This is a genomic window from Pseudomonas danubii (genome assembly GCF_042980055.1).
GTDB lineage: Bacteria > Pseudomonadota > Gammaproteobacteria > Pseudomonadales > Pseudomonadaceae > Aquipseudomonas > Aquipseudomonas danubii.
In genome coordinates this window covers 5,680,784-5,705,554 of the sequence record NZ_CP116502.1, presented here as the reverse complement: position 1 = coordinate 5,705,554, position 24,771 = coordinate 5,680,784, and the positions used below count along the sequence as shown (strand labels likewise).

The 24,771-nt window shown below is 64.5% G+C and carries 21 protein-coding genes; 14 read left to right on the top strand and 7 right to left on the bottom strand.

Annotation, left to right across the window (positions count from 1 at the left end):
- Positions 1–189 precede the first annotated feature (189 nt).
- Complete coding sequence (locus PFZ56_RS25660) at positions 190–708, bottom strand: Hcp family type VI secretion system effector (RefSeq protein ID WP_025129830.1); 519 nt, start codon at positions 706–708, stop codon at positions 190–192.
- 499 nt (positions 709–1,207) lie between these two features.
- Between PFZ56_RS25660 and PFZ56_RS25655 the strand changes: the two genes are divergently transcribed.
- The 4 genes from PFZ56_RS25655 (at position 1,208) to PFZ56_RS25640 (ending at position 6,095) form a co-directional block, all read left to right on the top strand.
- Positions 1,208–1,594, top strand: a complete 387-nt coding sequence (locus PFZ56_RS25655) for a DUF2946 domain-containing protein (RefSeq protein WP_110596184.1) — start codon at positions 1,208–1,210, stop codon at positions 1,592–1,594.
- Positions 1,595–1,710: 116 nt separating this feature from the next.
- Positions 1,711–3,879, top strand: a complete 2,169-nt coding sequence (locus PFZ56_RS25650; protein ID WP_170005084.1) for a TonB-dependent siderophore receptor — start codon at positions 1,711–1,713, stop codon at positions 3,877–3,879.
- Positions 3,880–3,932: 53 nt separating this feature from the next.
- The gene (locus PFZ56_RS25645; protein ID WP_102881876.1) at positions 3,933–5,417 is read left to right on the top strand and encodes a PepSY-associated TM helix domain-containing protein; all 1,485 of its coding nucleotides are present in this window, start codon (positions 3,933–3,935) and stop codon (positions 5,415–5,417) included.
- A gap of 147 nt (positions 5,418–5,564) precedes the next feature.
- A complete protein-coding gene (locus PFZ56_RS25640; protein WP_102881875.1) occupies positions 5,565–6,095 on the top strand; it encodes a DUF3087 domain-containing protein in 531 nt (176 codons plus the stop codon).
- A gap of 27 nt (positions 6,096–6,122) precedes the next feature.
- Here the strand turns inward: PFZ56_RS25640 and PFZ56_RS25635 are convergent, their stop codons facing one another.
- Positions 6,123–8,753: a hypothetical protein gene (locus tag PFZ56_RS25635; RefSeq protein WP_110651332.1), complete on the bottom strand. Its 2,631-nt coding sequence runs from the start codon at positions 8,751–8,753 to the stop codon at positions 6,123–6,125.
- A 297-nt stretch (positions 8,754–9,050) separates the two neighbouring features.
- Between PFZ56_RS25635 and PFZ56_RS25630 the strand changes: the two genes are divergently transcribed.
- Together PFZ56_RS25630 and PFZ56_RS25625 are read left to right on the top strand one after the other, a co-directional pair.
- A complete protein-coding gene (locus PFZ56_RS25630; RefSeq protein WP_102864605.1) occupies positions 9,051–9,833 on the top strand; it encodes a sulfite exporter TauE/SafE family protein in 783 nt (260 codons plus the stop codon).
- Between the two features lie 121 nt (positions 9,834–9,954).
- Positions 9,955–12,402 carry a PAS domain-containing sensor histidine kinase gene (locus tag PFZ56_RS25625; protein ID WP_170004529.1) on the top strand — a complete coding sequence of 816 codons (2,448 nt, stop codon included), beginning with the start codon at positions 9,955–9,957 and terminating at the stop codon, positions 12,400–12,402.
- Between the two features lie 16 nt (positions 12,403–12,418).
- On the opposite strand, the gene pcsA is transcribed toward PFZ56_RS25625, so the two are convergent.
- Together pcsA and ampC are read right to left on the bottom strand one after the other, a co-directional pair.
- Positions 12,419–13,141, bottom strand: coding sequence for a phosphatidylcholine synthase (pcsA, locus tag PFZ56_RS25620; RefSeq protein ID WP_102864606.1), 723 nt, complete (start codon positions 13,139–13,141; stop codon positions 12,419–12,421).
- A 310-nt stretch (positions 13,142–13,451) separates the two neighbouring features.
- Positions 13,452–14,624, bottom strand: a complete 1,173-nt coding sequence (ampC, locus tag PFZ56_RS25615; protein ID WP_102881873.1) for a class C beta-lactamase — start codon at positions 14,622–14,624, stop codon at positions 13,452–13,454.
- A 224-nt stretch (positions 14,625–14,848) separates the two neighbouring features.
- Between ampC and PFZ56_RS25610 the strand changes: the two genes are divergently transcribed.
- From PFZ56_RS25610 to PFZ56_RS25600, 3 genes are all read left to right on the top strand, one after another.
- Positions 14,849–15,736: a LysR substrate-binding domain-containing protein gene (locus tag PFZ56_RS25610; protein ID WP_102881872.1), complete on the top strand. Its 888-nt coding sequence runs from the start codon at positions 14,849–14,851 to the stop codon at positions 15,734–15,736.
- A gap of 148 nt (positions 15,737–15,884) precedes the next feature.
- Positions 15,885–16,691, top strand: coding sequence for a helix-turn-helix domain-containing protein (locus PFZ56_RS25605; RefSeq protein ID WP_102881871.1), 807 nt, complete (start codon positions 15,885–15,887; stop codon positions 16,689–16,691).
- A 221-nt stretch (positions 16,692–16,912) separates the two neighbouring features.
- A complete protein-coding gene (locus tag PFZ56_RS25600; protein WP_123394649.1) occupies positions 16,913–17,329 on the top strand; it encodes a hypothetical protein in 417 nt (138 codons plus the stop codon).
- Between the two features lie 78 nt (positions 17,330–17,407).
- Here PFZ56_RS25600 and PFZ56_RS25595 read toward each other — a convergent pair whose 3' ends face one another.
- A complete protein-coding gene (locus PFZ56_RS25595) occupies positions 17,408–17,851 on the bottom strand; it encodes a hypothetical protein (RefSeq protein WP_170004527.1) in 444 nt (147 codons plus the stop codon).
- Positions 17,852–18,363: 512 nt separating this feature from the next.
- Here PFZ56_RS25595 and PFZ56_RS25590 point away from each other — a divergent pair.
- On the top strand, positions 18,364–18,753 hold the full coding sequence (locus tag PFZ56_RS25590) for a hypothetical protein (protein WP_170004525.1): 390 nt from the start codon (positions 18,364–18,366) through the stop codon (positions 18,751–18,753).
- Positions 18,754–18,910: 157 nt separating this feature from the next.
- Here PFZ56_RS25590 and PFZ56_RS25585 read toward each other — a convergent pair whose 3' ends face one another.
- Entirely contained in the window at positions 18,911–20,062 is a 1,152-nt protein-coding gene (locus tag PFZ56_RS25585; protein ID WP_102881866.1) for an MFS transporter, read from the bottom strand.
- Positions 20,063–20,410: 348 nt separating this feature from the next.
- Between PFZ56_RS25585 and PFZ56_RS25580 the strand changes: the two genes are divergently transcribed.
- Positions 20,411–20,881: an Lrp/AsnC family transcriptional regulator gene (locus tag PFZ56_RS25580; RefSeq protein ID WP_102864614.1), complete on the top strand. Its 471-nt coding sequence runs from the start codon at positions 20,411–20,413 to the stop codon at positions 20,879–20,881.
- Between the two features lie 3 nt (positions 20,882–20,884).
- Here PFZ56_RS25580 and PFZ56_RS25575 read toward each other — a convergent pair whose 3' ends face one another.
- Entirely contained in the window at positions 20,885–21,775 is an 891-nt protein-coding gene (locus PFZ56_RS25575) for a LysR family transcriptional regulator (RefSeq protein WP_170004523.1), read from the bottom strand.
- 98 nt (positions 21,776–21,873) lie between these two features.
- Here PFZ56_RS25575 and PFZ56_RS25570 point away from each other — a divergent pair, with 98 nt between their 5' ends.
- From PFZ56_RS25570 to PFZ56_RS25560, 3 genes are all read left to right on the top strand, one after another.
- Complete coding sequence (locus tag PFZ56_RS25570) at positions 21,874–22,872, top strand: cyclase family protein (protein WP_102881864.1); 999 nt, start codon at positions 21,874–21,876, stop codon at positions 22,870–22,872.
- Positions 22,873–22,993: 121 nt separating this feature from the next.
- A complete protein-coding gene (locus PFZ56_RS25565) occupies positions 22,994–23,989 on the top strand; it encodes a diaminopimelate epimerase (protein ID WP_170004521.1) in 996 nt (331 codons plus the stop codon).
- Between the two features lie 112 nt (positions 23,990–24,101).
- Positions 24,102–24,761, top strand: coding sequence for a hypothetical protein (locus tag PFZ56_RS25560; RefSeq protein ID WP_110596175.1), 660 nt, complete (start codon positions 24,102–24,104; stop codon positions 24,759–24,761).
- Positions 24,762–24,771: the final 10 nt, after the last annotated feature.

Below are 24,771 nucleotides of genomic sequence, written 5' to 3'. Positions count from 1 at the left end.
CACCTCCACTTCGTGAAGTGCTCATCCCCCCTGACAACACGAGCGATCAGGGAGTGTGCAGTCGGTGCTCGGTTTTCCCGAGCCTCATCCCATCCAACGGATGACCGGTGTGCCTCCTCAGGCGTGCCTGGGAGCGCGAACCCCATCGATCAGCCCGGCTGACCGATGGGTTGGAACATGCCGCTGGATTTAGCCGGCGACCGGGGTACGCCAGTCATCGGAGCCGGAAGTGCCCGACACTTCATGGGTCCAGGTGATCTTGCGGTAGGTGAACTCGACGTCCTCCAGGTGGGTGAAATGCGCGTTCGACGGGTCCTGGCAGTTGTGCATGTAGTCCTTGATGTCGACGATGATCGCGTCTTCCAGGGTGGTGGTGAAGTAATGCTCTTGGGTGCCGGCGGCGGAGGTGCGGAACCACTGGATTTCGATCTTGCTCAGACGCTCACCGGAGGTCAGGGCCGCGAGCAGCAGCGGTGAAGCCTTGTCGAAAACCTTGGTGATCTTCACCGGTTTGTGTACCCGCTGGCCGGTGGGCTGACCGGACTGCGGATCGCGGGGGATGATCACTTCATGGCTGAAGCCCTGGACCATGACCTGATCTTCGTGACCTTCCTGGTAGGTGTTGCCAACGGAGTCAGCGGTGAAGGCACCGGCGGTGATCAGACCTTGTTTGGTACCGGTGACGGACATGTACGCTGGGGTTGCCATTGTTGCTCTCCTTGCTTGGATATACGGAAAACCCGGAGGCCTGAATGGCCGGCCGGGCTCCAGGGACATCTCAAGAGTCATGCCAACTTGCCAATACCCCTTGCCAATCAATCACTTGATAGAAATCCAAGGTTCAACAGGCTGTTTCCAGCCTGAATTCCTATAGAAAGTGCGCAAGAAGTTGCGCAGTACTGCGCAACTTCTTGCGCACTCCTCTGTAGAGCCCTGACCGTCATGCTTACAGCGATGTGCCCACAGGCTTACTCACATTTGAGTGCGCAACTTCTTGCGCATCAAGGCTAAAAGCCATCATGGGCATAGGCGGCATAGTTCCGCCCAGGCGCGGGCTCACCTGGCGACTTTAGTTCTGGTCCGATCCTTCGCGCTTCGCGAGTCGGCTATAAAGCTCGCCACAACCTCACCGCAGGCGGGCCCATGAGTTTCGCTCGCCATGCATGGGTGATTTTCCAGTGCGTTTTTCACTGTTAACCTTGCCGCCATGACCCATTCTTCCGCACATCGCCCTCACATTGCCTGGACGCTGTATTTCTGCGTGCTGTTCAACGTGTTCGTCTGCGGTCTGGGTCATGGACAGATGGCTGCACTGGAAATCACCGGCGTGGGTGGGCAGTTCTGTCACGCCATGGGCGAATCTGCATCGACTCTGGATGACAGCTCCAGCGACAAGACTGGCCCCAGCACCATGGGGGCTTTTGTCTGCCCCCTGTGCTCGGCGGTGAGCCTGGGCCTGGGGCTGCTGTTCTGTCTGGCCTGGCTGCTGCTGGTACGGCACTCGGCGCGGGTCAAGGTCGAGCGGGGCAGCAAGGCGCCGCCGCGTTACTCCTGGCCGTCACTCAATCCTCGGGCTCCCCCTCTGAGCGCCTAGCGCTGCTTCGCGATTGCCCTGGCGTCGCGTCTTTTTCATCTCCCGGTACTTAAGTCTGCGGTCGCGATGGCGACGGCGGCCGGGTGTGTTCGATGATTTTTTTCGAGTCCGAGTCCATGAAGTTCCTGTATCGCTCCCCCAGTTGTGCGGCGCTGTGCTGTGCCCTGTCGTTCAATGCCCTGGCCGAGGGCACGCTGCAATTGCCGCAGACGCGCATCAGCGCCGATGAAGTGCAACCCACTGGTCTGCAACTGGATACCCAGACCACCACCGGCTCGCGCCTGGGCCTGACCCCGCGGGAAACCCCGGCCACGGTCAATGTGGTCAACCGCCAGCAGATCGAGCAGCGCGGCGCCGCCAACACCCAGGACATACTGGCCAGCGTGCCGGGGATGAACGCCGCGGCATCCCCGGGCATTCCCGGGTTCGTTTCCTATCGCGGCTTCTCCGGGCCGCAGATCACCCAGCTGTTCAACGGCATCAGCGTGCAATACGACTCCATTGCCGCCCGTCCAGTGGACAGCTGGATCTACGACCGGGTCGAGGCGGTCGGCGGGCCGTCGAGCTTTCTCTACGGCACTGGCGCGGTGGGCGGTTCCATCAACTACATCACCAAGCTGCCTTCGCGCACCGAGTCATTCAATGAAGGGCGGGTCAGCTATGGCTCCTTCGACAGCCGCGAAACTTCCTTGGGTTTCAACCATGCGCTGAACGACGGCGCCGGGCCGCGCCACTACGCGCGTTTCGATGTCAGCCACACCACCAGCAACGGTTATGTCGACCGCGAACAGCGCGATGCCTGGACCACGGCGTTTTCCCTGCTGACGGATTTCAACGACCAGCTGTCCCACACCCTGGCCTACGAGTACCAGAACGAAAGCGTCGACAGCCCTTACTGGGGCACGCCGGCGCTGAACCCGCTGGGGGGCAAGATGGAGGTGGACAAGAGTCGGCGCTTCGAGAACTACAACGTCAGCGACGGTCGCTATGAACAGCGGGTGCAATGGCTGCGTTCGATCATCGACTATCAGGTCAATGACCGCACTTCCGTGCGCAACACCCTGTACCACTACAACGCCGATCGCGAATACCGCAACCTGGAAAACTTCGCCTACAACAGTGACAACAGCCAGGTGGTGCGCTCTGGCATTCTGCTCCAGCGCCACGCCCAGGAACTCAACGGCAACCGTTTCGAACTGCTGCACCACAACAGTCTGTTCGGCCTCGACAGCCAGTGGTCGGCGGGTATCGATTACAGCCACAACGTGATGAGCAACTACCCGCGCTCGGTGTCGGGCTCGCTGCCTGGGGTCGATCCGGACGCTTTTGCTCCGGGCAGCTTCTGGGACTTGCCAGGCATGCAGCGCGGCTTCGAGAAGAACCGCCGCAACCAGGTGGACACCTGGGCCCTGTTCCTGGAAAACCGCCTGCAACTGACCGATCGCCTGTCCCTGCTCAGCGGCCTGCGCCACGATCAGATCGACCTGCAAGTGACCAATTACCGCGCCGTCACCGAGGCCAATCCGGCGTTCTTCCAGCGTAAATATCGGCCCACCACCGGGCGCCTGGGGCTGGTCTATGAGTTGACCCCGGCGGCCAACGTCTATGTGCAATACAGCACCGCTGCCGATCCACCGGCAGGCATCCTGACCACCGCCAGCTACGGTCAGGTGCGCGACTTTGACCTCAGCACCGGCAACCAGTGGGAGATCGGCAGCAAGTTCGATTTCCTCGACGGCCGTGGTTCGGCGACCCTGGCCGCCTACCGCATCGAACGCAAGAACCTGTCCACCGCCGATCCGAGCAACCCCGGCAGCAGCCAGCCGGTGGGCCAGCAATCGTCCCGGGGCGTGGAGCTGGCGGGCTCGTTGCAGGTCACGCCCAAGCTGTTGGCCGAAGGCAACTTCGCTTATGTCGACGCCCAGTACGACGAGTTCTATGAAAACGTCGGCGGCCGGCCGGTGTCGCGCAAGGGCAACAGCCCCACCAACACCCCGGACAAGGTAGGCAACCTGTGGCTGAGCTATGACATTGCGCCGTCTTGGCAGGTCGGTGGCGATGCACGCTACGTGTCGTCGATGTACGCCAATGCGGCCAACACCCGCTATGCGCCGGCCTACACGATCTTCGGCGCGTTCGTCGGCTACCAGTTGAATGCCGATACGCGGATCACCGGCCGGGTGCGCAACCTGACCGATCAGGTTTACGCCCGTACTACCGCACCCACCCAGCTCTACCTGGGGGCGCCGCGGACCTTCGAGCTGGCGCTGCAAACGCGCTTTTAACCTGAGACCGCGGGGCGTCCGATGGCGCCCCGCGCATTTGCGAGCAGCCTGTGATGAAGCGTTATCTGTACCTCTGGCACCGCTGGTTGGGCATTGTTGCCTGCCTGTTCATGGCCCTGTGGTTTATCTCCGGGGTGGTGATGCTGTATGTCGGCTACCCCAAACTGACCCCCGCCGAACACTGGTCACGCTTGCCTGTGCTGCAACTGGACGATGCACCCATTGAGCTGAAACAGGTGCTGCACGCTGCTGATCCCGAGCTGGCGCCGTCAAGCATTCGCTTGACCACGGTGGCCGGCGCCCCGCGCTATATCCTCGAATACCCAGGACCGCGCAAGGTGGCGATCGAGGCCGATAGCGGCCTGCGGGCGCTGCCCACTGACCGGGTCGAGGCCCTGGCCGCGGCCCGGCAGTTTGCCCCCGGTGTGGCGGTGCGTGATCGCGGGACAGTGAATGGCGACATGTGGAGTCAGTCCCGAGCCCTGGACGCCGACCGACCCTTGCTGCGGGTGGCCACCGCCGATGCCGAACGACGTCTGCTGTATGTCTCCGGCACTACGGGCGAGGTGGTGCGCGATGCCACTGCCACCGAGCGTGGCTGGAACTGGATCGGTGCCTGGCTGCACTGGCTGTACCCGCTGCGGGGCATCGGCATCGATGGCGCCTGGGGGCCGATCGTCACTTACCTGTCCCTGGCCGCGACCCTGATGGCCGTGCTCGGCCTGGCGGTGGGCGTGCTGCGCTGGCGCTTCAAACGCACCTATCGCAACGGTTCGCACTCGCCGTACCAGGGCTTTGCCCGCTGGCATCATGTGGGCGGCATGCTGTTCGGCGTGCTGCTGATCACCTGGATCTTCAGCGGCCTGATGTCGATGAACCCGTGGAAAATCTTCAGCAGCTCCCAGCCCCTGTCGGTGGCGGCCTATCAAGGCGCACCGCTGCACGCTGCGGCCTTTCCACTGAGCGCGGCCCAGGCCCTGCAACGCTTTGCCGATGACGGCCTGCAGGCCCGGGAACTGGAGTGGCGGATGATCGGCGGCAAGGGTTATGTGATCGGCTACGACGGTGCCGGACGCACGCGGATTCTGGCCATGGACGATCAGCAGGTGCTGCGCCAGTTCAACCCCGACACCTTGCGCCAAGCGGCCTGGGCCATTCGTCCCGAGCGGCCGATGGTTGTCCAGCAATTGGCTGCCTACGATTTCTATTACTACGCCCGCGAGCCCCACAGCATGATGGGCCACTTGCAGCAGCGCCTGCCGGTGTTGCGGGTGCGCTTTGACGACCCGGCCCAGACCTGGCTGCACCTGGACCTGCACACCGGCGCCATCGTCGGGCAACTGGACCAGCCGCGCCGCGCCTCGCGCTGGCTGTTCGGCCTGCTGCACAGCTGGGACTGGCTGCCGCTGCTGGCCAACCGCCCCTTGTGGGACCTGTGGATGATCCTGTTCAGCGCCGGAGGCTTGCTGATCAGCGTCAGCGGTGTGGTGCTGGGCTGGCGCCGCCTGGGGCGTGCATTGCGTGCGCGTCGGCGTTGAGGCGGGGAAGGGCGCAATACCGCGACCTGGATCAGGGTTATGCAGTATTTCTGCCCTTCGCCGACGATTTAAGCCACCGCTCCCGGTCCCAGCGGTGATAATGCCCGCCTGCTCATTTCCCTACTGCTTCCGGAGCCCATCGCACCCATGTTCGTCATCACCCCGCAGGACCCCGAACTCTACCGTCGGCAAACCCGCCGCAGCACCCTGATCATCGCCCTGGTGTTCATCGCCCTGGCCATGCTGTTTTCCAGCGCTGCGGTGGCGGTGTTCGGCCAGCCCGGCGGCGATAACCTGGTGTGGAATGCCGGCGGCGTGTTCACCGGGCTGGTGATCAGCGCCGTGCTGTTGCGCACGGTGTTCTGGACCCAGCCGTGGATGGCCTCGGCGGTCTATGGCTGGCGCCTCAAGCGCAGCCTGATGCGGGTGACCAATGTCATGCATCATGTCACCGCCGGGGTGGCGGCGGGCGATCCGGCGGCCCTCAAGCTGCTGCGTTTCTATCACCTGGGGTTGACCCAGATGCATCAGCTGGACGCCAACTCCAGTGCCCACGGACAGATGCTGGGTGAAGTGGAGCGCCACCTGGCGTTGCTGGCCGAGCAGGGCATCGACCCACAGCAGGAGCGCCTGGAGGCGCAGTGGCTGGAAGCGGTCAAGGTGCACCAGCCGCGCTGAGGTTCAGGTTGATCCGCTGGCTCTTCCTCAAGGCTGCGGATCATCCAGGTAACGCCACAAGGCCTCGGCCATTTCGTTGGACTGGCCACTGCGGCCAAACAACTGCTGGCCGATATGCAGCCCCAGCTGGCGATAACTCTCGAACTGCGCCTCGTCGAAGAACTGATCCACCGTGCTCTGGTTGGGAAAGCCCGGGTTGGCCCGGGCGTAGTTGACGACGTCCGGTGTCAGCCCGGCGATCAGCCGCGGCTTGAGCACTAGGATCCGGCAGTGGGGCGTGGCCGCGATGTCCGCCTGGGTGTCGGGGCTATGGGCGTAGACGTTCAGCAGCAAGGCGCACTTGTGACTGTCGGCGCTCGGTGGCTGGCGAAACTCTTCCAGGCTGCCGAACAGCGCCTTGAGTTGGGGATGGGCCAGTACCCCCGGGTCTTCGCGGATCTCCAGGGCCTGGTCGATGCGCGCCAGGCGCACCAGATTGGCCAGGTCGTCGAACTGGTAATCCGGGTCGCAGCCGCTGTCGCAGGTGACGATCAGTTCCACCCCGCGCCCCTCACGCAGCAACTCGTAGGTGGCGGTGTTTTCGAAATGCCCGCCGTCGGACAGGTACTGGTAGTCGCGTCGATGTCCATGAAACCGCGAGGTCAGCTCATAGAACAGGTAGGCCTGGGTGCCGAAGTAGGTCCAGGGCTTCAGGTCACGGGGCTTCCAGTGCTGTTGCCCGGGATCGAGGAAGTGGCTGGGCCACCAGATGCCCAGGCGTATGTTGGCCAGCCCCAGGATCAGCGACATGCCCAGGCTGTTGGCTCGCCCCAGGCCGGTGCTGAAGGCGGCGCCGGAGACGCCGATCCACTGGCCCAGGCTCAGGGGGCTCATGATTTCCGAGGCCGGGCCCTGGCTCAGGTCACGGCGGTAGGGCTTGCCATCGAGGGTGTAGCGTTCCGCCGGACCGTCGCTGGCGACGCTGCCTTCGGTTGACGGGGCCCAGTTCGGCGCGATGCACAACGGCTTGCCCTTGCGGTCGCGCTGCACCAGTTGCTCGGCGGGGTCCACCGTCAGGTTCATGGTGACGTTGATCAGGTGCACCGGCCCGGCACTGGGGGTGGCGTAGTACTGCTGCAGCGACAGGTCGTCGCTGGACATCGGCTCGGCCACGCTGAGGTAGGTGCGGCGCTGCTGTGGCGGGCCGTTGAAGCGCCGGCCATTGGACGCGCCGAGGTAGGCGCGGGTCAGCCGGGCGCTGTAGAAGGCCTGGAGCGACGAGGTGTTGAGAAAGCCGATGAAGCGCCCGCTGACGCAGACCAGCAAGGCGGTCACCAGGCTCAGGGCCAGCAGGCGCCAGGCAGCGGCGGCGCTGTAGCTGATGGCGCCAGCGTCATGGGCGACCCATTGCACCAGCAGCGCCCAGCACAGGCACAGCAGGCTCATCAGCAGGCATCCGGCAACCAGCGCCAGGACATCCAGGGGCAGTTTGCGCATCCAGTCGGGCAGCGGCTTTTCATCCTTGAGCAGCACCAGGCGGCGCACCAGCCACATCAGCAGCGCCAGCAGCAGGGGCGTGGCCAGGGCCTGATAGTCCAGCAGGTAGCGATACAACGCTTCGGCACCGGTCACCAGCAGGGCCAGGAAAGCGAGAATGGCCACTGCCGCCATGGCTCGCCCCAGGGCGCGGGTGATCTGCACCCGGTAGTTGCGCACGCAGTTGTTGCAGGTGCTGTCCTTGGCCGGGTCTCGGTGATCCGCCAGCCGACGGACCAGCCGGTGGGTGATCAGCAGCGCGTTGCTGCCGACCAGGGCGGCCCCAAGGGCCAGGGTGCCCACCACCTGCCATTGGGCCACGTCATAGGCCAGGGCGCCGCCGATCCACAGGCCGGTGACGATCGCCAGCATGAAGCGCAAGGCCGGGTTGCCAAGGTTTGGCGGCTGGTCCAGATCGCCTTGGGGGATCACCAGCCAGTACGCCACGGCGCAGGGCAGGGCGAACAGCAGGGCGGCCATCAGCGGCCACAACAGCAGGCTGGCCTGACTCAGCACCTGGAACAGGGTCAGCAGGCTGAGCATCAACAGGATCGGCATGCCGATCATGGCGTGCAGCGACAGCCAGTTGCGCCAGGTCATGGCCAGGGCATAGAGCATGTCGCCGGAGCCGGTGGGCGTCAGGTAGCGGCCGTTTTCCCGCAGCCAGGCGCCCGGGCCCTGTCCCACGGGCTGCTGGGCGTAGTCGACGCCGGTGCTGATACGTCCCGGCGGCTCGAAGCGCAGCGCCTGGTAGGCATCGCGGGCGGCCTGGCCCACCGGGTCCTGGGGATCGGGCTCGCGCAGGCGGCCGGGAAGGAACAGGCTGGAGAAGAAACTGCCGATATAGCCGCCGCCACTGACCGTGGACAGGTAGTCGATGCGTGACAGCAGACTGTGCTCGGTGGCGGTTTCAGGCGCGGGCTGGAGTGGGGCCGTGGAGGCCGTCGCCGGTGCCGGCGCCCGGGCCATGGCTTGCAGGACGCCGAGGCAGAAGGTGGCGCTGCGGATGCCGCCCCCGGACAACGCCAGGCCCCAGTTGCCGCGCTGCGGCGTGCTGGGTCCGGGGGCTTGCTGATGCAGGCTCAGGCGTCTGAAACGGATGCGCTGTTGCTCGATCTGGTAGAGGGTCGAGTCGGGTGTCATGGGCCTTCCTTGGAAAACGAAAGGGGCGGGACCTGAGTGAGCTCAGGATCGGTTGCCCCGGCGAGCGCCCAGCAGAATACCGGATGCGCAGGTTGCGGTGTATGTCACCGGGGGTTCAGGGAGGGCTGGATGGGTATGTGGCGGATGCAAGGGCAGCGGGCGCTGGATGCGTCTGGTGCATGGAAAAAATGGACCTGGTTATAACGTTAGATTTTATTCATATAAATGGACATAAGCTTTAGCCGCTATGCTGCCGCCAGTTTTTTACCTGGCCGTGTGATTTGTAGGGTTTTATTGATGGATGTGGGTAATTTCGGTTTTGTCATCGCAGGCCTGGTAGTGGGATTCATCGTGGGCATGACAGGGGTGGGCGGCGGCTCGCTGATGACCCCGATCCTGCTCTGGTTCGGCATCAACCCGGCCACCGCCGTGGGCACTGACCTGCTGTACGCCGCCATCACCAAGTCCGGTGGGGTGCTGGTGCATCAGAAGAACCGCAATATCGACTGGCGCATCACCGGCTGGCTGACCCTGGGCAGCGTGCCGGCGGTACTGGCCACCCTAGGGTTCTTGAACAACCTGGACTCCGATCCCCAAGCCTTGAACTCGGTGATCAAGCAAGGGCTGGGCTTCGTCCTGCTGCTCACGGCCCTGGCCATCGTCTTCAAGAAGAAGCTCATGGCCTTCGCCCAGCGCCACGGCAGCGACTATCAGCCAAGCCCCCGCGGTCTCAACGGCCTGACCGTGGTCACCGGGCTGATCCTCGGCACCATGGTCGCGCTGACCTCCATCGGCGCCGGCGCCCTGGGCACTGTGGCGCTGTTCATCCTCTATCCGTTCCTGGCCACCAAGCGCCTGGTGGGCACCGAAATCGCCCACGCCGTGCCCCTGACCCTGGTGGCCGGCCTGGGTCATGCCAGCATGGGCAACATGGACTGGCACCTGCTGGGGTTCCTGTTGATGGGCTCACTGCCGGGGATCTGGATCGGCAGCCACATGACCGGGCGGATCTCCGACGAGATCCTGCGCCCATGCCTGGCGGTCATGCTGTTCTCCATCGGCTACAAGCTGGCCTTCTGAGGCCCACAGCCGGGCCATGCTCGCCGTCACCTGCTAACTTCCGTGGATTCCAGGGGTCAGTTATCCTGCGCAGGCCTTTGATGGGCGGCGCAGCCCCTTTTCCCCTTGTGTGATGCAGTCCATGACTATTTCCTCTGCTGATGGTGCCGCCCCCCAGACCTGGCGCGGCGGCGAGACCGGTGCCGCCATCCGCCAGTTCGATTGGTCGCAGACCTCGGTGGGCCCTCGGGAGCACTGGCCCAGCCTGCTGCACAGCACCTTGAGCCTGGTGCTCGAATCCCCTGAAAGCCTGTACCTGCTATGGGGCCCGCAGAAGCAGTTCTTCTTCAATGACGCCTATCGTCCGGTGCTGGGGCCGCGCCTGGCCCATGCCCTGGGGCAGACCATCGAGACGCTCTGGGCCGATGCCTGGCCGGATGTGCAGCCCATGGTCGAGCAGGCGTTTCGCGGCCAGGCCTGCCGTCATGAAGACCTGCCGGTGAACATGCAGCGCTATCCCGGAGAGGAACTGACCTGGTGGTCGTTTTCCATGAGCCCGATATTCGACGAGCGCCAGGAGCAGGTGCTGGGGGTGCTTTGTCACACAGTGGAAACCACCGCGCGGGTGCGCCTGGGGCTGCACGCCCGGCTCACCGAGTCGCGCCTGCGCGAGACCCGCGAGCTCAATACCCGGGTGCTGGCCAGCAGCAATGACTGCATCAAGGTGCTGGATCTCGATGGTCAGTTGTCGTTCATGAGCGAGGGTGGCCTACGGGTCATGGAGGTCAGCGACTTCAACGCCATTGCCGGCTGCCCCTGGCCGGACTTCTGGCAGGGCCAGGGCAACCTTGACGCCCAGGCCGCCATCGCCGCTGCCCAGGCCGGGGAATCGGCGCGGTTCCAGGGCGCCGCCAACACCCTGGCCGGCAACGCCAAGTGGTGGGATGTGCAGGTCACGCCGATGCTCGATGAGGCCGGTCAGCCGGAGAAGATCCTCTGCATCTCCCGGGATATTACCGCCACCCGCGAGGCCGAGGAGCAATTACGCCGCCTCAACGAGTCCCTGGAGCAGCGGGTCCAGGAGCGCACCCAGGAGCGCGACCGGATCTGGCAACTGTCCACCGACCTGATGCTGGTGGCGGATTTCAACGGGCGCATCGTCGCCGTGAACCCGGCCTGGACCCGACTGCTGGGCTGGCAGCGGCACGAACTCGAAGGCAGCAGCTTCTACGATTTCATCCACCCCCAGGACAGTGTGGCGGCGGTCAATGCCTGCACCGAACTGGCGCTGGGTCAGAGTTTTTCACGGGTGGAAAACCGCTTTCGGCACAAGGACGGCAGCTATCGCTGGGTGTCCTGGAGTGCCGTGCCCGACCCCCAGCACCTGCATGCCGTGGGGCGTGACATTCAGGCCGAGCGTGAAGCCGCGCAGGCACTGCGCAAGACCGAAGACATCTTGCGCCAGGCACAGAAGATGGAGGCGGTGGGGCAACTGACGGGTGGGGTCGCCCACGACTTCAATAACCTGCTGACGGTGATCCGCTCGTCCACCGACCTGCTGCGACGCAACCTCAGCGAGGAGCGCCGGCAGCTGTACATCGATGCGATTTCCGACACCGTGGACCGCGCCAGCAAGCTCACCGCCCAGCTCCTGGCCTATGCCCGCCAGCAGAATCTGCGCCCGGAAACCTTCGACGTCGGCGTCAGCGTGCAACTGCTGGCACAGATGATCAATCCGCTGATCGGCGCCTGCATCGAACTGCGTATCGAACTGCCGCAGCAAGCGTGCTGCATCCATGCCGACGCCGGCCAGTTCGATACCGCGCTGATCAACATGGCAGTCAATGCCCGGGACGCCATGCAGGGCGAGGGCCTGCTGGTGATTGCCGTGGAGCGGGTGGCGCAGATTCCCGCCAGCGCCAGCCAGGGCGCCCAGAGCGGCGACTTTGTCGCGGTGTCCCTGACCGACACCGGTGCCGGCATCGACCCGCAGCAGATCGAGCGGATCTTCGAGCCCTTCTTCACCACCAAGGAGGTGGGCAAGGGCACTGGGCTGGGCCTGTCCCAGGTGTTCGGTTTTGCCAAGCAGTCTGGCGGTGGCCTGGTGGTCCACAGTCAGCCGGGGCAGGGCACGCGCTTTACCTTGTACCTGCCGCGCTCTGAAGCTGTGGTCAGCCCGGTAGCGGCCCCTCGCCCGGGGCCGCTGCAGGTGGATGGCCAGGGGGCCACGCTGCTGGTGGTGGAAGACAATCCCGAGGTGGGCGTGCTGTTGGCCCAGGCCTTGAACGAGCTGGGCTACCAGACCGAATGGGCCACCAGCGCTATCGAGGCGCTGCGTCGCCTGAGCCAGGAGCCGGGGGTGTTCCAGGCGGTGTTTTCCGATGTGGTGATGCCCGGCATGAGCGGCATCGAACTGGCCACCCGCATCCGCAGCGATTACCCCGGGTTGCCGGTGATCCTCACCAGCGGCTACAGCCCGGCCCTGGCCCAGGGCCAGACCCGGGAGTTCGTGTTCCTGCAGAAACCCTACTCGGTGGCGGCCCTGGCCCAGGCCTTGAGTGCCGCAATCGGCAACGACTCGCCGCTGTGATGCAGGCCGCCGCCGTCTATGGCTGGTGGCTGCCCTTCATCCACTCCTGGGCCGAGCGCCACAGGCAGATCCCCAGGAAATAGGCTGAAGCCGCCAGCCACAGGCCCATGATCGACGGGCTGTGCAATGGGTGGCTGAGGATCAGCAGCGCGCCACTGAGCAGCCAGACGAAGGTCACGATGATGTTCAGCCCCATCCACTTGCGCACCCGGAACGGATGCAGGAACTGCACCCGAGTGGCGGTCAGCAGGGCCAGGGCGAAGATGCTCAGCAAGCTCAGCCAGGGGCCGGGCTCGATCAGGTAGAAGCACAGGGCGACCACGTTCCAGGCGGCGGGAAAACCCTGGAAGTAGTTGTCGTGGCTCTTCATGTTGACGTTGCAGAAGCACAGCAGCGACGACAGCAGGATCAGCGAGGTGGCCAGCAGCGCGCTGTACTCCGGCAGGGGAATGTAGCGGTAGATGAACAGCGCCGGGATGAACACATAGGTCAGGTAGTCGATCACCAGATCCAGCACCGAGCCGTCGATATTGGGCAGCACCGAGCGGGTGTTGACCTTGCGCGCCAGTGAGCCGTCGACGCCATCCACCAGCAGCGCCACCCCCAGCCACAGCAGGCAGGCCTTGGGCTGGTTTTCAAACAGTGCCAGGGTGGCGAGCAGGGCGCTGACCACGCCGGTGGCGGTGAAGCCATGGGCGCCCCAGGCTTTGATTCTGGCGATTTGCAGGGTCGATATCACGGGGCATTTCTCCGGCGGCTGTGGTTCCCGGACACCCCGCGGTGTGCAAGCGGCGGCGTTGGTCCAGGTTGCAGTTATCGACCGGAAAGCCTGGCAGAAGGTTCAGCCTCAACCCTGAATCAGGCTCAATGCGAGCCTTGTCGCCCTCCAGGGAATCGGGCGTTGCACAGCTGGCTGAGGTCAACGGTCGAAGGGGATTTCCTGAGTCTAGGCGCCATGGCCGAAGCAACAAGCAAAACGCCACCTGGCGCTGAAGGCCGGTGGCGTTTTTTATCGGGCGCCCCAGGGGGCACGCTGCTGTGCAGCTCGGTTACTTTGCCGCCTCCAGGGCGCTGAGCAGCGCATGGGCGGCCTTGATCCGTTCCTCGTTGGGGTAGTTCTTGTTGGCCAGCATGACAATGCCGATCTGCTGGCTGGGGACAAACAGTACATAGGCGCCGAAGCCGCTGGTGGAACCGGTCTTGTTGTACAAGGCGTCGGCCTGGGGCGGTTGGGCCGGAGTCAGCCATTCTACCGGGTGCGGTTCGAGGGCCATTGGCGTCGAGTTGCCCGCCACCAGCCGCGCCAGCGGCACCGGGTAGGCGTAGCGCTCCCAGCCCAGGCCCTGGGTCAGGTCGCCGACCCGGTAATAGCCGCTCTGGGTGCTGGCGATGGCTTTTTGCAGCGTGTCGTCCAACGGCTGCGGTTGCAGGTTGTCGGCAATGAACTGCAGCAGGTCCGGGGCACTGGTCTTGACCCCGTAGGCCTCGGCGTCCAAGGGACCTGGGCTGACCCGGATCGGCTTGTTCTGCTTGTCATAGCCCTGGGCGTAGTGGGCCTGCTGGTCCTTGGGCACCTTGATGTAGCTGTGCTTGAGCCCCAGCTTGGGGAACAGGCTCTTTTCCAGCAGTTGATCGTACGGCTGGCCCAGGCTGCGGGCGGCAAGGTAGCCGAGCAGCCCGATGCTGGGGTTGGAGTACAGGCGCTGGGTGCCCGGGCTGAAGGTGGGCTTCCAGGTGTTGTAGTAATCCAGGATCTTATCTTCGCCCTGGACCTCATCGGGGAACTGCAGCGGCAGGCCACCGGCACTGTAGGTGCCCAACTGCAACAGGCTGATGCCGTCGAAGGCGCTGCCGCGCAGGGCCGGCCAGTACTGGCTGGCGTGGTCCTCAAGGGCCAGCTTGCCGCTGGCCTGGGCGTAGCCGGCCAGGGTCGCGCTGAAGGTCTTGCTCACCGAACCCACTTCGAACAGGGTGTCGTTGTCCACCGGCTGTTGATTGTCCTTGGAGGCAAGGCCGTAGTTAAAGTAATGTCGCTTGCCGTTGGCGATGATCGCCACTGCCATGCCGGGAATGCCCTGCTGCTGCATCAGCGGACGGATGGTGGCATCCACGGTGGTTTTCAGATGGCTGTCCTGGGGGTTCTCGGCCAGGGCGTCGACGCTGCCGAGGAGCAGTACGCAGGCGCTGATGATGCCTAATCCGGTTGAGGTTTTATGGCGCATGATGTGCTGTTTTCCATGGGTTCTGATTTTTTTGCCGCCTATTCCCAGCGACTTTCCGGCTTCGGGGTTCTTTGCGGGAACCCTGGGGCGCAGTGCTCGCGGAGTCTTCCCGGGAAGGGAGAACGTGGTCAGCGCTGCGCGAGCGAGGCCAATGTAGGCAGTCTGCGCAGGATCGGCAAACGACGATATTTCGCAGGAGCCATTAGAAAAACTAGGGAATGCCCATGCTCCGTCCACACCTGCCCTTGAACGCGCTGCGGGCTTTCGAAGCCTCGGCCCGTCATTTGAGTTTCACCCGCGCCGCCATCGAACTCTGTGTGACCCAGGCGGCGGTCAGCCATCAGGTCAAGAGCCTGGAGGCCCAGCTCAACGTCACCCTGTTCAAGCGCTTGCCCCGGGGGCTGATGCTGACCAGCGAAGGCGAGACCCTGCTGCCGGTGCTGCGTGAGTGCTTTGATCGCATCGCCCAGACCCTGGGGCGTTTCGAGGGCGGGCACTACCGCGAAGTGCTGACGGTGGGGGCCGTAGGCACCTTTGCCGTGGGCTGGCTGTTGCCACGCCTGGGGGATTTCCAGGCGCGCTATCCCTTTGTCGACCTGCGCCTGAGCACCAACAACAACCGTGTCGACGTGGCCGCCGAAGGCCTGGACTACGCCATCCGTTTTGGCACGGGAGCCTGGCACGGCATCGAGGCCCTGGAGCTGTTGCAGGCGCCGCTGTCGGTCTTGTGCATACCGCAGATCGCCCACCAGTTGCACAGCCCGGCGGACCTGTTGGGCCAGACCCTGTTGCGCTCCTATCGCACCGATGAATGGCCGCAATGGTTCCAGGAGGCGGGACTGGGCGGCGGCAGTCCCTTGCCCCAGAGCATTGTCTTCGACTCCTCCCTGGGCATGCTCGAAGCGGCCCTGCAAGGCCTGGGAGTGGCCCTGGCGCCGCCGCTGATGTTCGAGCGGCAACTGGCCAGCGGGGCGGTGGTGCAGCCGTTCGACATCGGCATCGTCACCGGCAGCTATTGGCTGACGCGCTTGCAGTCGCGGGCGCAAACCCCGGCCATGAGCGCCTTCAAGGCCTGGCTGCTGGAGGCGGTGGCCGCAGGCCCTTATCAATAGCGCCAATGCCCCGGCGTCCAGAGCCACTGGCCCGCGTGGCCAGTGGCTTGGCTCAGCCCCGTGGGCCCGGCACAATCCTCGACCTTGCAGGGCAGGCGCCGGCATCGGGCCGATGGCCGGCATGCCCCGGAAGTGTGGAGGAAGGTGGATGCCCGTCTTGAAACAGCAGGACCAGGACCCGGACGCGATTGCACGTCCGGTATGTGCCCTGCGCATCTCGATGCAAGAAGAGCGCTGGGAACGGCCGTGGCACAGCCATCGCAAGGCCCAGTTGCTGTTTCCCGCGGGCGGTGTGCTCAGTTGCGAGAGCGCCGAGGGCCTGTGGCTGGCGCCGCCGCAGTGCGCGGTGTGGATTCCCAGCGCGATCGAGCATCGGGTCCAGGGGCTGGAGAACGCCCAGGGTTATTGCCTGTTGGTCGAGCCCGAGCACGCCCGGTCGTTGCCGCAGGCCTGCTGCACCCTGGTGATGTCGCCGCTGTTGCAGGAGTTGCTCAAGCGCTGTGCGCAACTGCCGTTCCTGTATGACCAGGACGGCGCCGCCGGGCGCCTGGTCGCGGTGACCCTGGATGAGCTGGCGGTCGCGCCCCGTGAGCAGATCCACCTGCCCATGCCCCGGCACGCACAGCTGCGGCGTCTGGCCCAGCAGATCCTTGAACAGCCGGAACGGCGCCTGAGCCTTGGGCAATGGGGCGAGCAGATCGGCCTCAGCGAACGCAGCCTGAGCCGCTTGATCGTGGCCGAGACCGGCCTGAGTTTCGGCCGCTGGCAGCGCCAGTTGCACATCCTTCTGGGGCTCAAGCAATTGGGCCGGGGCGACTCGGTGGAGTGTGTGGCGCTGACCCTGGGCTATGACAGCGCCAGCGCCTTTATCCGCATGTTCAAGAAAGCCGTGGGCCAGCCGCCGGGGCGATTTTTTGCCGAGCGTCGCCAAGCCCTGGAAAACCACGCCCTGTAGCCGCTGCCGAGCCCGCGAGGCTGCGAAAAGGCCCGCAGGGCCTTGCCTGGCGATGCCTCGTCAAACTCAAGATCGCGGTGGCCGCCAGGTCAGAGTGCCGCCTGTGGCAGTGGCAATATCTGGCTGGATTGGTCAATAACTTGTCGATCTCGGCTGATGCGGACAATGGTTGGCGGGAAGATGATAAGCATTCTTGTTTGTCAGCTTCTGGAGGTGTTCCCATGTACTTCGATCATCAGCATTTTCCCCTGGTCTGGATGCGTCGCGCCGAAGGCGCAGGACAGCCGGTAGTCGACCCTTACCAGCAGTTGGAGGCGCTGACGCAGCGTGCCCAGGCTTTTGTCCTGATGAGCGATCTGATACCTGAGCCCGAGCAGCGCAACAGCGCTCAGGGCAAGGCGTTGCTCAAGCAGGGCTCGATGTGGACCAAGTGCAACAAGGCGGCGATCCGCCGCTGGATCAAGGCGATGATCGTCATCGCCCCGCAGCCGGAGAACCAGGCGCAGGTCGAGGCTTTTGCCAGGACCTATGAGCAGTTCTGGGGCTACCCACTGCTGCACAGTGCCTCGCCGCTGGCCGCCGTCAGTCTGGCCCAGCAACTGCTGGCGCCGCCGCGCAGCAACCTGCACAACTGGTGAAGGCGGCGAAGTTGCCGTCAGCCGCTCCGGTGCTCCGGGAGGTTGGCGGTGATCACCTTGCCCATGCTGACCCGGGGTTCAATCTTGGTGGCCCGGCCAGGTTTCGGTTGGGAAATACGCCTCCAGGCCCGGCTCGCGGTGGTCCACCCCGTCCTTGGTCCAGTAGCAAGACAAGCGCGAGTAGTTGTCCAGGTCACCACGGACCAGGCAGGTGGCGGCGCGCCCCGGCCAGTTGAAACGCAAGACATCGGCCTCGGCCATGCGGGCACGTTCCACTTTGCCGATGGCGGTGGTGGTCTTGCCGTTGACGGTCTTGACCAGGGTCAGGGCCTGGTTCTCGTAGCGGATCTGCGCAGTGCCGGAGTAGGTCGGGCCGCCGTCCGGCTGTTTGCCGATCAGCATGAATTGGCCGGGCACCATGCTGTAGTAGATGTGCGGTTCCTGGTCCTGCTTTGGCGCGGCCTGGGCCGCGAGGCTGGCCAGCAGCAGGCCGAGAAGGGGGGCGCGGGAGAACGGCGGCATCGGTGCTCACTCCTGTTGAGGCGGGGGGCCATGATTCCAGACTTGGCGTGGCAGATAAATGCCTGGGCGGCTAGCGATGTTCGGTAGGTGTTCCACGGTGCACGGCAAATGAGGCTTAGCGGCAAGCTTGGAGCTTGGAGCTTGGAGCTTGGAGCTTGCGGCTGAGGCGGGCTTAAAGGTTGTTGGGGCGGGGTTTGGTCGCTTTCTTTTGTAAGGCAAATCCGAGAAACTGCGGGCCGCTTGAATGCGCCTGGTGGGCGGGCTAGGGTGCCTGGGCCATCGCCAAATCGATGGCTCGGATGTGCAAGTCCGAATTTTGCTAAGGCGTAGAAACGCTCAGCCATGCTTGGGCGTTTTTCATGTCCGCTGCGTTATGGCGGCCGTGCGCGGGAGATCTTCGGATCTGCCGGGTGTCCTAGCAAACTCGGTCTTGCACACCTGCGTACGGCTGCCACCCTTATTCGTGTGCAAGCGAACGGTGTCGGCTCCTATTCTTAGCTAGGAGTTTGACCATGAAAAAGATCGTTCCCGATCCACCGACTTCCTATCGCGATCCCCAGCTCAAGGCCGCCAATGCTTCGTTGCGTGAAGCGCTGCCCCGGCATCCGTTGGACCCTGCGATGTTCCAGTTCAAGACCACGGCCCAGGCCGTTGCTCCCGACTCGCTGTTCAGCGTGCGCCCGGGCGTGGGCGTCGAGGAGGCGCTGGTGCATGTGGCGTTGCTGCTTAAATGCGCGGAGGAGGTCAGTGATGAAATCACCCGGCAGGGTAGTGGCCTGGAGACAGGGTTGATCTGGTCCATGGTGCATTCGGTGGAGATGGCGCGGGCGGTGGTGGAGGCGTTGCTCGATGGTGCTCCGAGAGATGCTGTTGGCCTAGGTTCTCCGGCGTTGTTGGAGTAGGGGTAGGTTGTTGATGGGGGGCTAGCTCGGCATCCATGCCGAGCTGCCCCCTGCGCAATGCCTGCACTCGGCCTCCTGAAGGGGCAGTAAGATCAAAAGCCACAGTCACAGCTGCAAGCCTCAAGCCTCAAGCCTCAAGCTTGGAGCTTGGAGCTTGCTAGAGCTTGAGCACTCTGCCGCTGGCGGCCACCGCCAGCAGCAGGACCGCGATCAGGCCGAAGGCCGCGCTCAGGCTGCTGCCATGGGCGATGAAGCCGATCACCGCCGGGCCGGCCAGGATGCCGGCATAACCCAGGGTGGTGATGGCTGGCACGGCGATGCTTTCGGGCATGACCTTCTGCTTGCCCACGGCGGTGTAGAGCACCGGCACGATGTTCGAGCAACCCGCGCCCACCAGGGCATAGCCCAGCAGCGCCGCTTCCCAGGCCGGGGCCAGGGTCGCCAGCAGCAGGCCGGCGGCCGCGGTACTGCCGCCGATGATGATCACCCGCCGGGCGCCCAGGCGATGGACGATGGCATCGCCGGTCAGCCGGCCCAGGGTCATGGTCAGGGCGAAGGCGGCGTAACCGAGGCCGGCGTAGGCCGCATCCAGGTTGCGCTCGGCGCTGAGAAACACTGCGCTCCAGTCCAGCACCGCGCCTTCGGCGAGGAACACCACAAAGCACAGGCAGCCAATGAACAGCACCACGCCATGGGGCACGGCAAAGGCCGGGCCCGAACTCTGGCTGCCGTAGGGCAGCATGTGCGGCGCGGCCTTGAGCAGGGCCACCAGCATCAGGGCAATCACCACCAGCGTTGCCCCCAGAGGCGACAGGCCCAGGCCCAGCAGGGCGCTGACGCCGGCGGCGCCGACAATCCCGCCGAGGCTGAACAGCCCGTGGAAGCCCGACATCATGGTCTTGCCGCTGGCGCGCTCGACGATCACCGCTTGCAGGTTGACCGTGGAATCCACACCACCCAGGCCGGCACCGAACAGGAACAGCGCGGCCATCAGCAACGGGATCGAGGTCAGGGTCGCCAGCAGCGGCAAGGCCAGGCAGATCAGCAAGGTGCCGCCGGCCATCACCCGACGGCAGCCAAAGCGCCCGGCCAGGGCCCCGGCAATCGGCATCGCCAGGATCGAACCCACGCCCAGGCACAACAGCAGCAGGCCCAGGGTGCCTTCGTCGAGCCCGGCCCGGGCCTTGGCGTAGGGCACCAGCGGGGCCCAGGCGGCGATGCCGAAACCGGCGATGAAAAAGGCGATGCGCGTGGACATCTGTTCGAGGCGGCCGGGGGTGGCCTGCAGGTGAGTGTTGCTGGCAGTCATAAAAATCCTTGGCGGTCAGGTGCCAGCGAGGGGGGCAACGCTGGCTGACCGGTTGTGCTGTCGCACCGATCCCTTGTTCGTGCAGCCTGGTATCGGTGGCGCCTTCAGAAGGCTTCGAGGGTGGCCGGGGGGATTGTGACAAAACTAACGGTTGAAGGTTGCAGAAAAACCCATCCGGGCCCATGAACGAAACATTCGTCGCCGCCTCGGCAATGCTTGAGGCATTCCGCGGGCGCTGCTGTTGGCGGAAATATTAGTGCGCAGGGGGCGCATCTATTGCGCATAATCGGCGGCTTTTGCACAAAAACATTCCACTGTGCGCCGTTGTTTTCCGGAGTTGCGCCGTTCATGAATACCAGTCTCGATGCCTATGACCTGAAGTTGCTCGCCGAGCTGCAACGCGATGCCAGTACCGCACAGAGCGAACTGGGCCTGCGGGTCAACCTGTCCACGGCGGCGGTCAATCGGCGGCTCAAGCGCCTGATGGACGAGGGCGTGATCGAGCGCTACACCGCGCAAGTCGCCCCGGATGCCCTCGGCCATGAGCTGAGCATCATCGTCGAGGTGGAAGTGGAAAGTGAGCGCATCGACCAGATCGATGCGCTCAAGCGCAGCTTCCAGGCCTGCCCCCAGGTCCAGCAGTGCTACTACGTGGCCGGTGAATGCGATTTCGTGCTGATTTTCTGCGTGCGCAACATGGCCCAGTACACCCAGCTGACCCGTGAGCTGTTCTTTGGCAATGACAACGTCAAGCGCTTCAAGACCCTGGTGGCGATGAACCGGGTCAAGGTCGGGCTCCAGGTGCCCACCGACGGTTGAGGCTCAAGGGGTCTGCAGCGCCTCCACCAGAAAATCGATGAACACCCGGACTTTCTGTGACAGGTGGCGCTGGCTGGGATACAGCGCGTAGATCTGGCGGCTGGGCAGGCGTTGTTCCGGTAACACGCGCAGCAGTTGGCCGCTGTCCAGGAGCGGTTGGGCGACAAAGCCGGGCAGGGCGCCGATGCCCAGGCCGGCCACCAGCATGTCGCCGAGCAGCAGGCTGTTGTCCACGGCAAAGTGCACCGGCAGCTCCAGCCGGGTCTGGCCTTCCGGGCCCTCCAGTTGCCAGCGCCCGGGATGCTCCGCCAGCCGGTAGGCCAGGCAGCGGTGGCGATGCAGGTCGGCAATGGCGCTGGGCGTGCCCTGGGCCTGGAGATAGGCCGGCGCGGCGCAGATCACCTGCTCAACCTGACCCAGGTGACGCGCGATCAAGGTCGAATCCTCCAGTTGCCGGCGAATCCGCAGGGACACGTCGAAGCCTTCGCCCACCACGTCCAGCACCTGATCGTTGAGGGTCAGGTCCACCTGCAATTGCGGGTAGCGCTGCATGAAGGCCACCAGGATCGGCGACAGCACCTTGAGCCCGAAGGACAGCGGCGCATTGATCCGCAGGCGGCCACCGGGTTCGTGGCTGCCGGCCTGGGTGGCGCGCTCCAGGGCGTCCAGCTCATCCAGCAGGTGACAGCATTCATTGAAGTAACTCTGCCCGGCTTCCGAGAGGCTCATGCGTCGGGTGGTGCGCAGGATCAGCAGGCTGCCCAGGCGCTCTTCCAGTTGCCGCACTTGCTTGCTGACGGCGGCGGTGGATTGCCCGAGGTCGACGGCGGCCTGGCTGAAGCTGGCCCGTTCCACCACCCGGCGAAAGGTGCGCATAGCCATCAGTACGTCCATATTGTTTCCCCTGGGTTGAATATCTATCCACGAATCGGCTGATTATCTCTGATTGATCCCTCAATACCATGGGCACTTCATTTCACAGGAGTGTTGTCATGGCTCATCACGCAATGTCGAAGATCCTTCCCGGGGTGCTCGCCCTGGCCCTTTTCAGCGGTGGTTGCAGTGCCGCCACTGCGGCCCGTGCCGAGGTTGGGATCAGCCCTTGGGGGCCCAAGGATGAGATCGGTCGCTTGAACCTGATCACCCCCGAGTCCCGGGCGGCGATCATGGCCCGGGTCAGCGGCGAGCAGGCCTACGACCTGGCCGTGGATTATTTTGTCGGCATGCCCAGCTGGCAGGCCGCTGGAGATCCGCCCTATCAGATGTGGATGACCCACACGCCCCACGGCAATGTGGTCGCCGATCCGATGCAGGTCGGCGAACCGATGAACCAGCACGTCAGCTACAGCGGTTCGGCGGTGTCGATGTACGCCCATATGGGCACCCATATCGACGCCCTCAACCACTTTGGCCTCAACGGCAAGATCTGGAACGGCTACCGCGCCGATCAGCATCTGGGGGATCGGGGCTGGAACGTCACCGGGGCGGAAAAACTGCCGCCGATCATTGCCCGCGGAGTGCTGATCGATGTGGCTGCGGCCAAGGGGCTGGAACAGCTGGCGGACAGCTACCGGGTGACCCGCGCCGACCTGCAACAGGCCCTGGCCAAACAGAAGGTGGCGCTGGAGAAGGGCGATGTGGTGCTGATCCGCACCGGGCGTATGCGTGACTACGACAATGCCCAGCGCTATATGGCCAACCCGCCGGGGCTGAGCCTGGATGCGGCGAAGTTCCTGGTGGAAGAGGGCGGCGCCATGGTGGTGGGGGCGGACAACCTCAGCTTTGAAACCTTCCCTTCCGAGGTCGAGGGCAATTACCTGCCGTTGCACACTTACCTGCTGGCGATGCAGGGCGCGCCGATCCTGGAGCTGGTGAACCTGGAAGGCTTGTCCCGGGACAAGGTCTATCAGTTCGCCTTTATCGGTGCCTCACTCAAACTGCGGGGCGCCGACGCGGCACCGATCCGGCCCATGGCCTTACCCATTCGCTAGCCTGGCGGATGGTTGTTCTTCAGCAGCGCGCGATGTTCACCCAGGTTGCTTAGTCCCCTCTGGTCGAGCCGCTGGATTGTCCGTAATGTCAGCGGCTCGGTTTTTTTCTGGAGGCGGTGTGATGGCGGCGTTCTACGATGCCCGGGGCAATATTTATGGCGTGGTGTCGCCCGAGGCGCTGCGCAGCCTTGGCGTTGCCTTGCCCGATACGGCGGCGCAGGCGGCCCTGGAGCGGCGACGGTGGGCTGTGCAGGCCATCGCCGCGCTGTGTGACTGGGCGCCGGGAACCCGGCCGCAAGGGGCCAAGGCTCATCGCTGTGACGGCTTGTTGGTGGGGCCGTTCCAGGCCGGTGCGCCTTTCGATCTGCTGATCGTCAATACCGACGGCACCCTGGCCGAGCGCAGCGGCAATGGCCTGACGATTTTTTCCCAAGCCCTCACCGAACAAGGGCTGATGGCGGTCGAAGGCGAGACGCTATTGCGGGTGCATCATGACCAGCCCGGTGGCGACTCGCCGGTGATCACGGCGGTGGAGCCGGCGCGGGTGGCGGGGGTGTCGGGGTTCTGGCTGGACCTCGGGCAGCCGAGCTTCGGACCTGAGGCGGTGGCAGCTGATGGGGTGCAAAGCCTGACCTTCAATGGCTGCCAACTGAGCCGGGTCGCGCCCTTGCAAGCGTTGAATGCACAGTGGCAGCACAGCCAGTTCGTGCGTATCGGCAATCCCCATTGCGTGACCCTGGTGGAGGCGGCCGATGCTTTGCCGAGCAACCCGCAGATGCTCGAAACGCCGCTGTTCGAGGGCCTGACCCGTATCGCGTTCGCCCGGCCCATCGGCAACGGCGAGCCCTGCCCGGCCGGGGTCAACCTGCAATGGGCCATGCGCGCAGGTGAAGGGCGCATCGCGGCCCGGGTTTTCGAGCGTGGCGAAGGTCCCACCGCGTCGTCCGGCACCAGCGCCAGCGCTGTGGCTTGTGCGGCCTGGCGGGTGGGCTGGGTCCAGGCCGGACGGGTCGAAGTGCTGATGCCGGGCGGTACCGCGCCGTTGCTGTTGCAAGAGACCGATGGGGTGTTAACCCGGGTGAGCCTGTTTGGCACGGCGCGGGCCCTGGCTGACTGAGCAGGGCGCCGCCGTGGCGCTGGCCGGGTGCAAAACGGCTGGGGTTTATGTAGCGTGACGGCAGTCGTGGCCTATCTCCCGATACCGCCCGCATTCATGGAAGGGATTCGACATGCAAAAAGGAATGCCCCGCCGCGCCTTGCTCAAAGGCTCGGTTATGGCTCTGGGGGCTTTAGTCGCTGGCAGCCTTGGCGGTTGCCTGACCAGCCAGCTGTACGAAAGCCGCGCCAGCAATGAGGTCTATACGGAAACCGTCAGCCAGTTCTACATCACGGCGGACGCGCAGAGCTTTGTCATCCTGGGCAAGAAGTACCACTACTTCGTGATAGTCGATCCTGAGTTGCTCAAGGCCATCAAGTCGGACCTGCACGGAAAAATGCAGGCCGAGTTTTCGCAGATCCTCGTCAATGCGGGGCAGAACCTGGACGGTAAACTGCTCCTGAGAATTCCCGGGTTGGACCAGCTCGACGCCCAGCAGATCGAGGCAGCCAAGGCCTTGGGTTTCGTGGTGGCGAGGTCGCAGAACGCCCTGTTGCACCGCTATGCCATTCGCGGCAGCCGCTTTAAGTCCAAGCGGGATATCAGCGCCTATCAGGCCAACCCGTTGAACAGCACCTACACCCTGAACTTCTCGGCGTACCGGGAGAAGAGCAAGGTCGGGCAGGTGCTGTTGACGCCGGTGACCCTCACCGCAGACGGCGTATTGACGATCCTCGCCCTGCCGCTGTTGCCGGTGGCGTTCATGGCGGCCCAGCCGTTTCGGGTCAAGTAAGCGTCGCCAC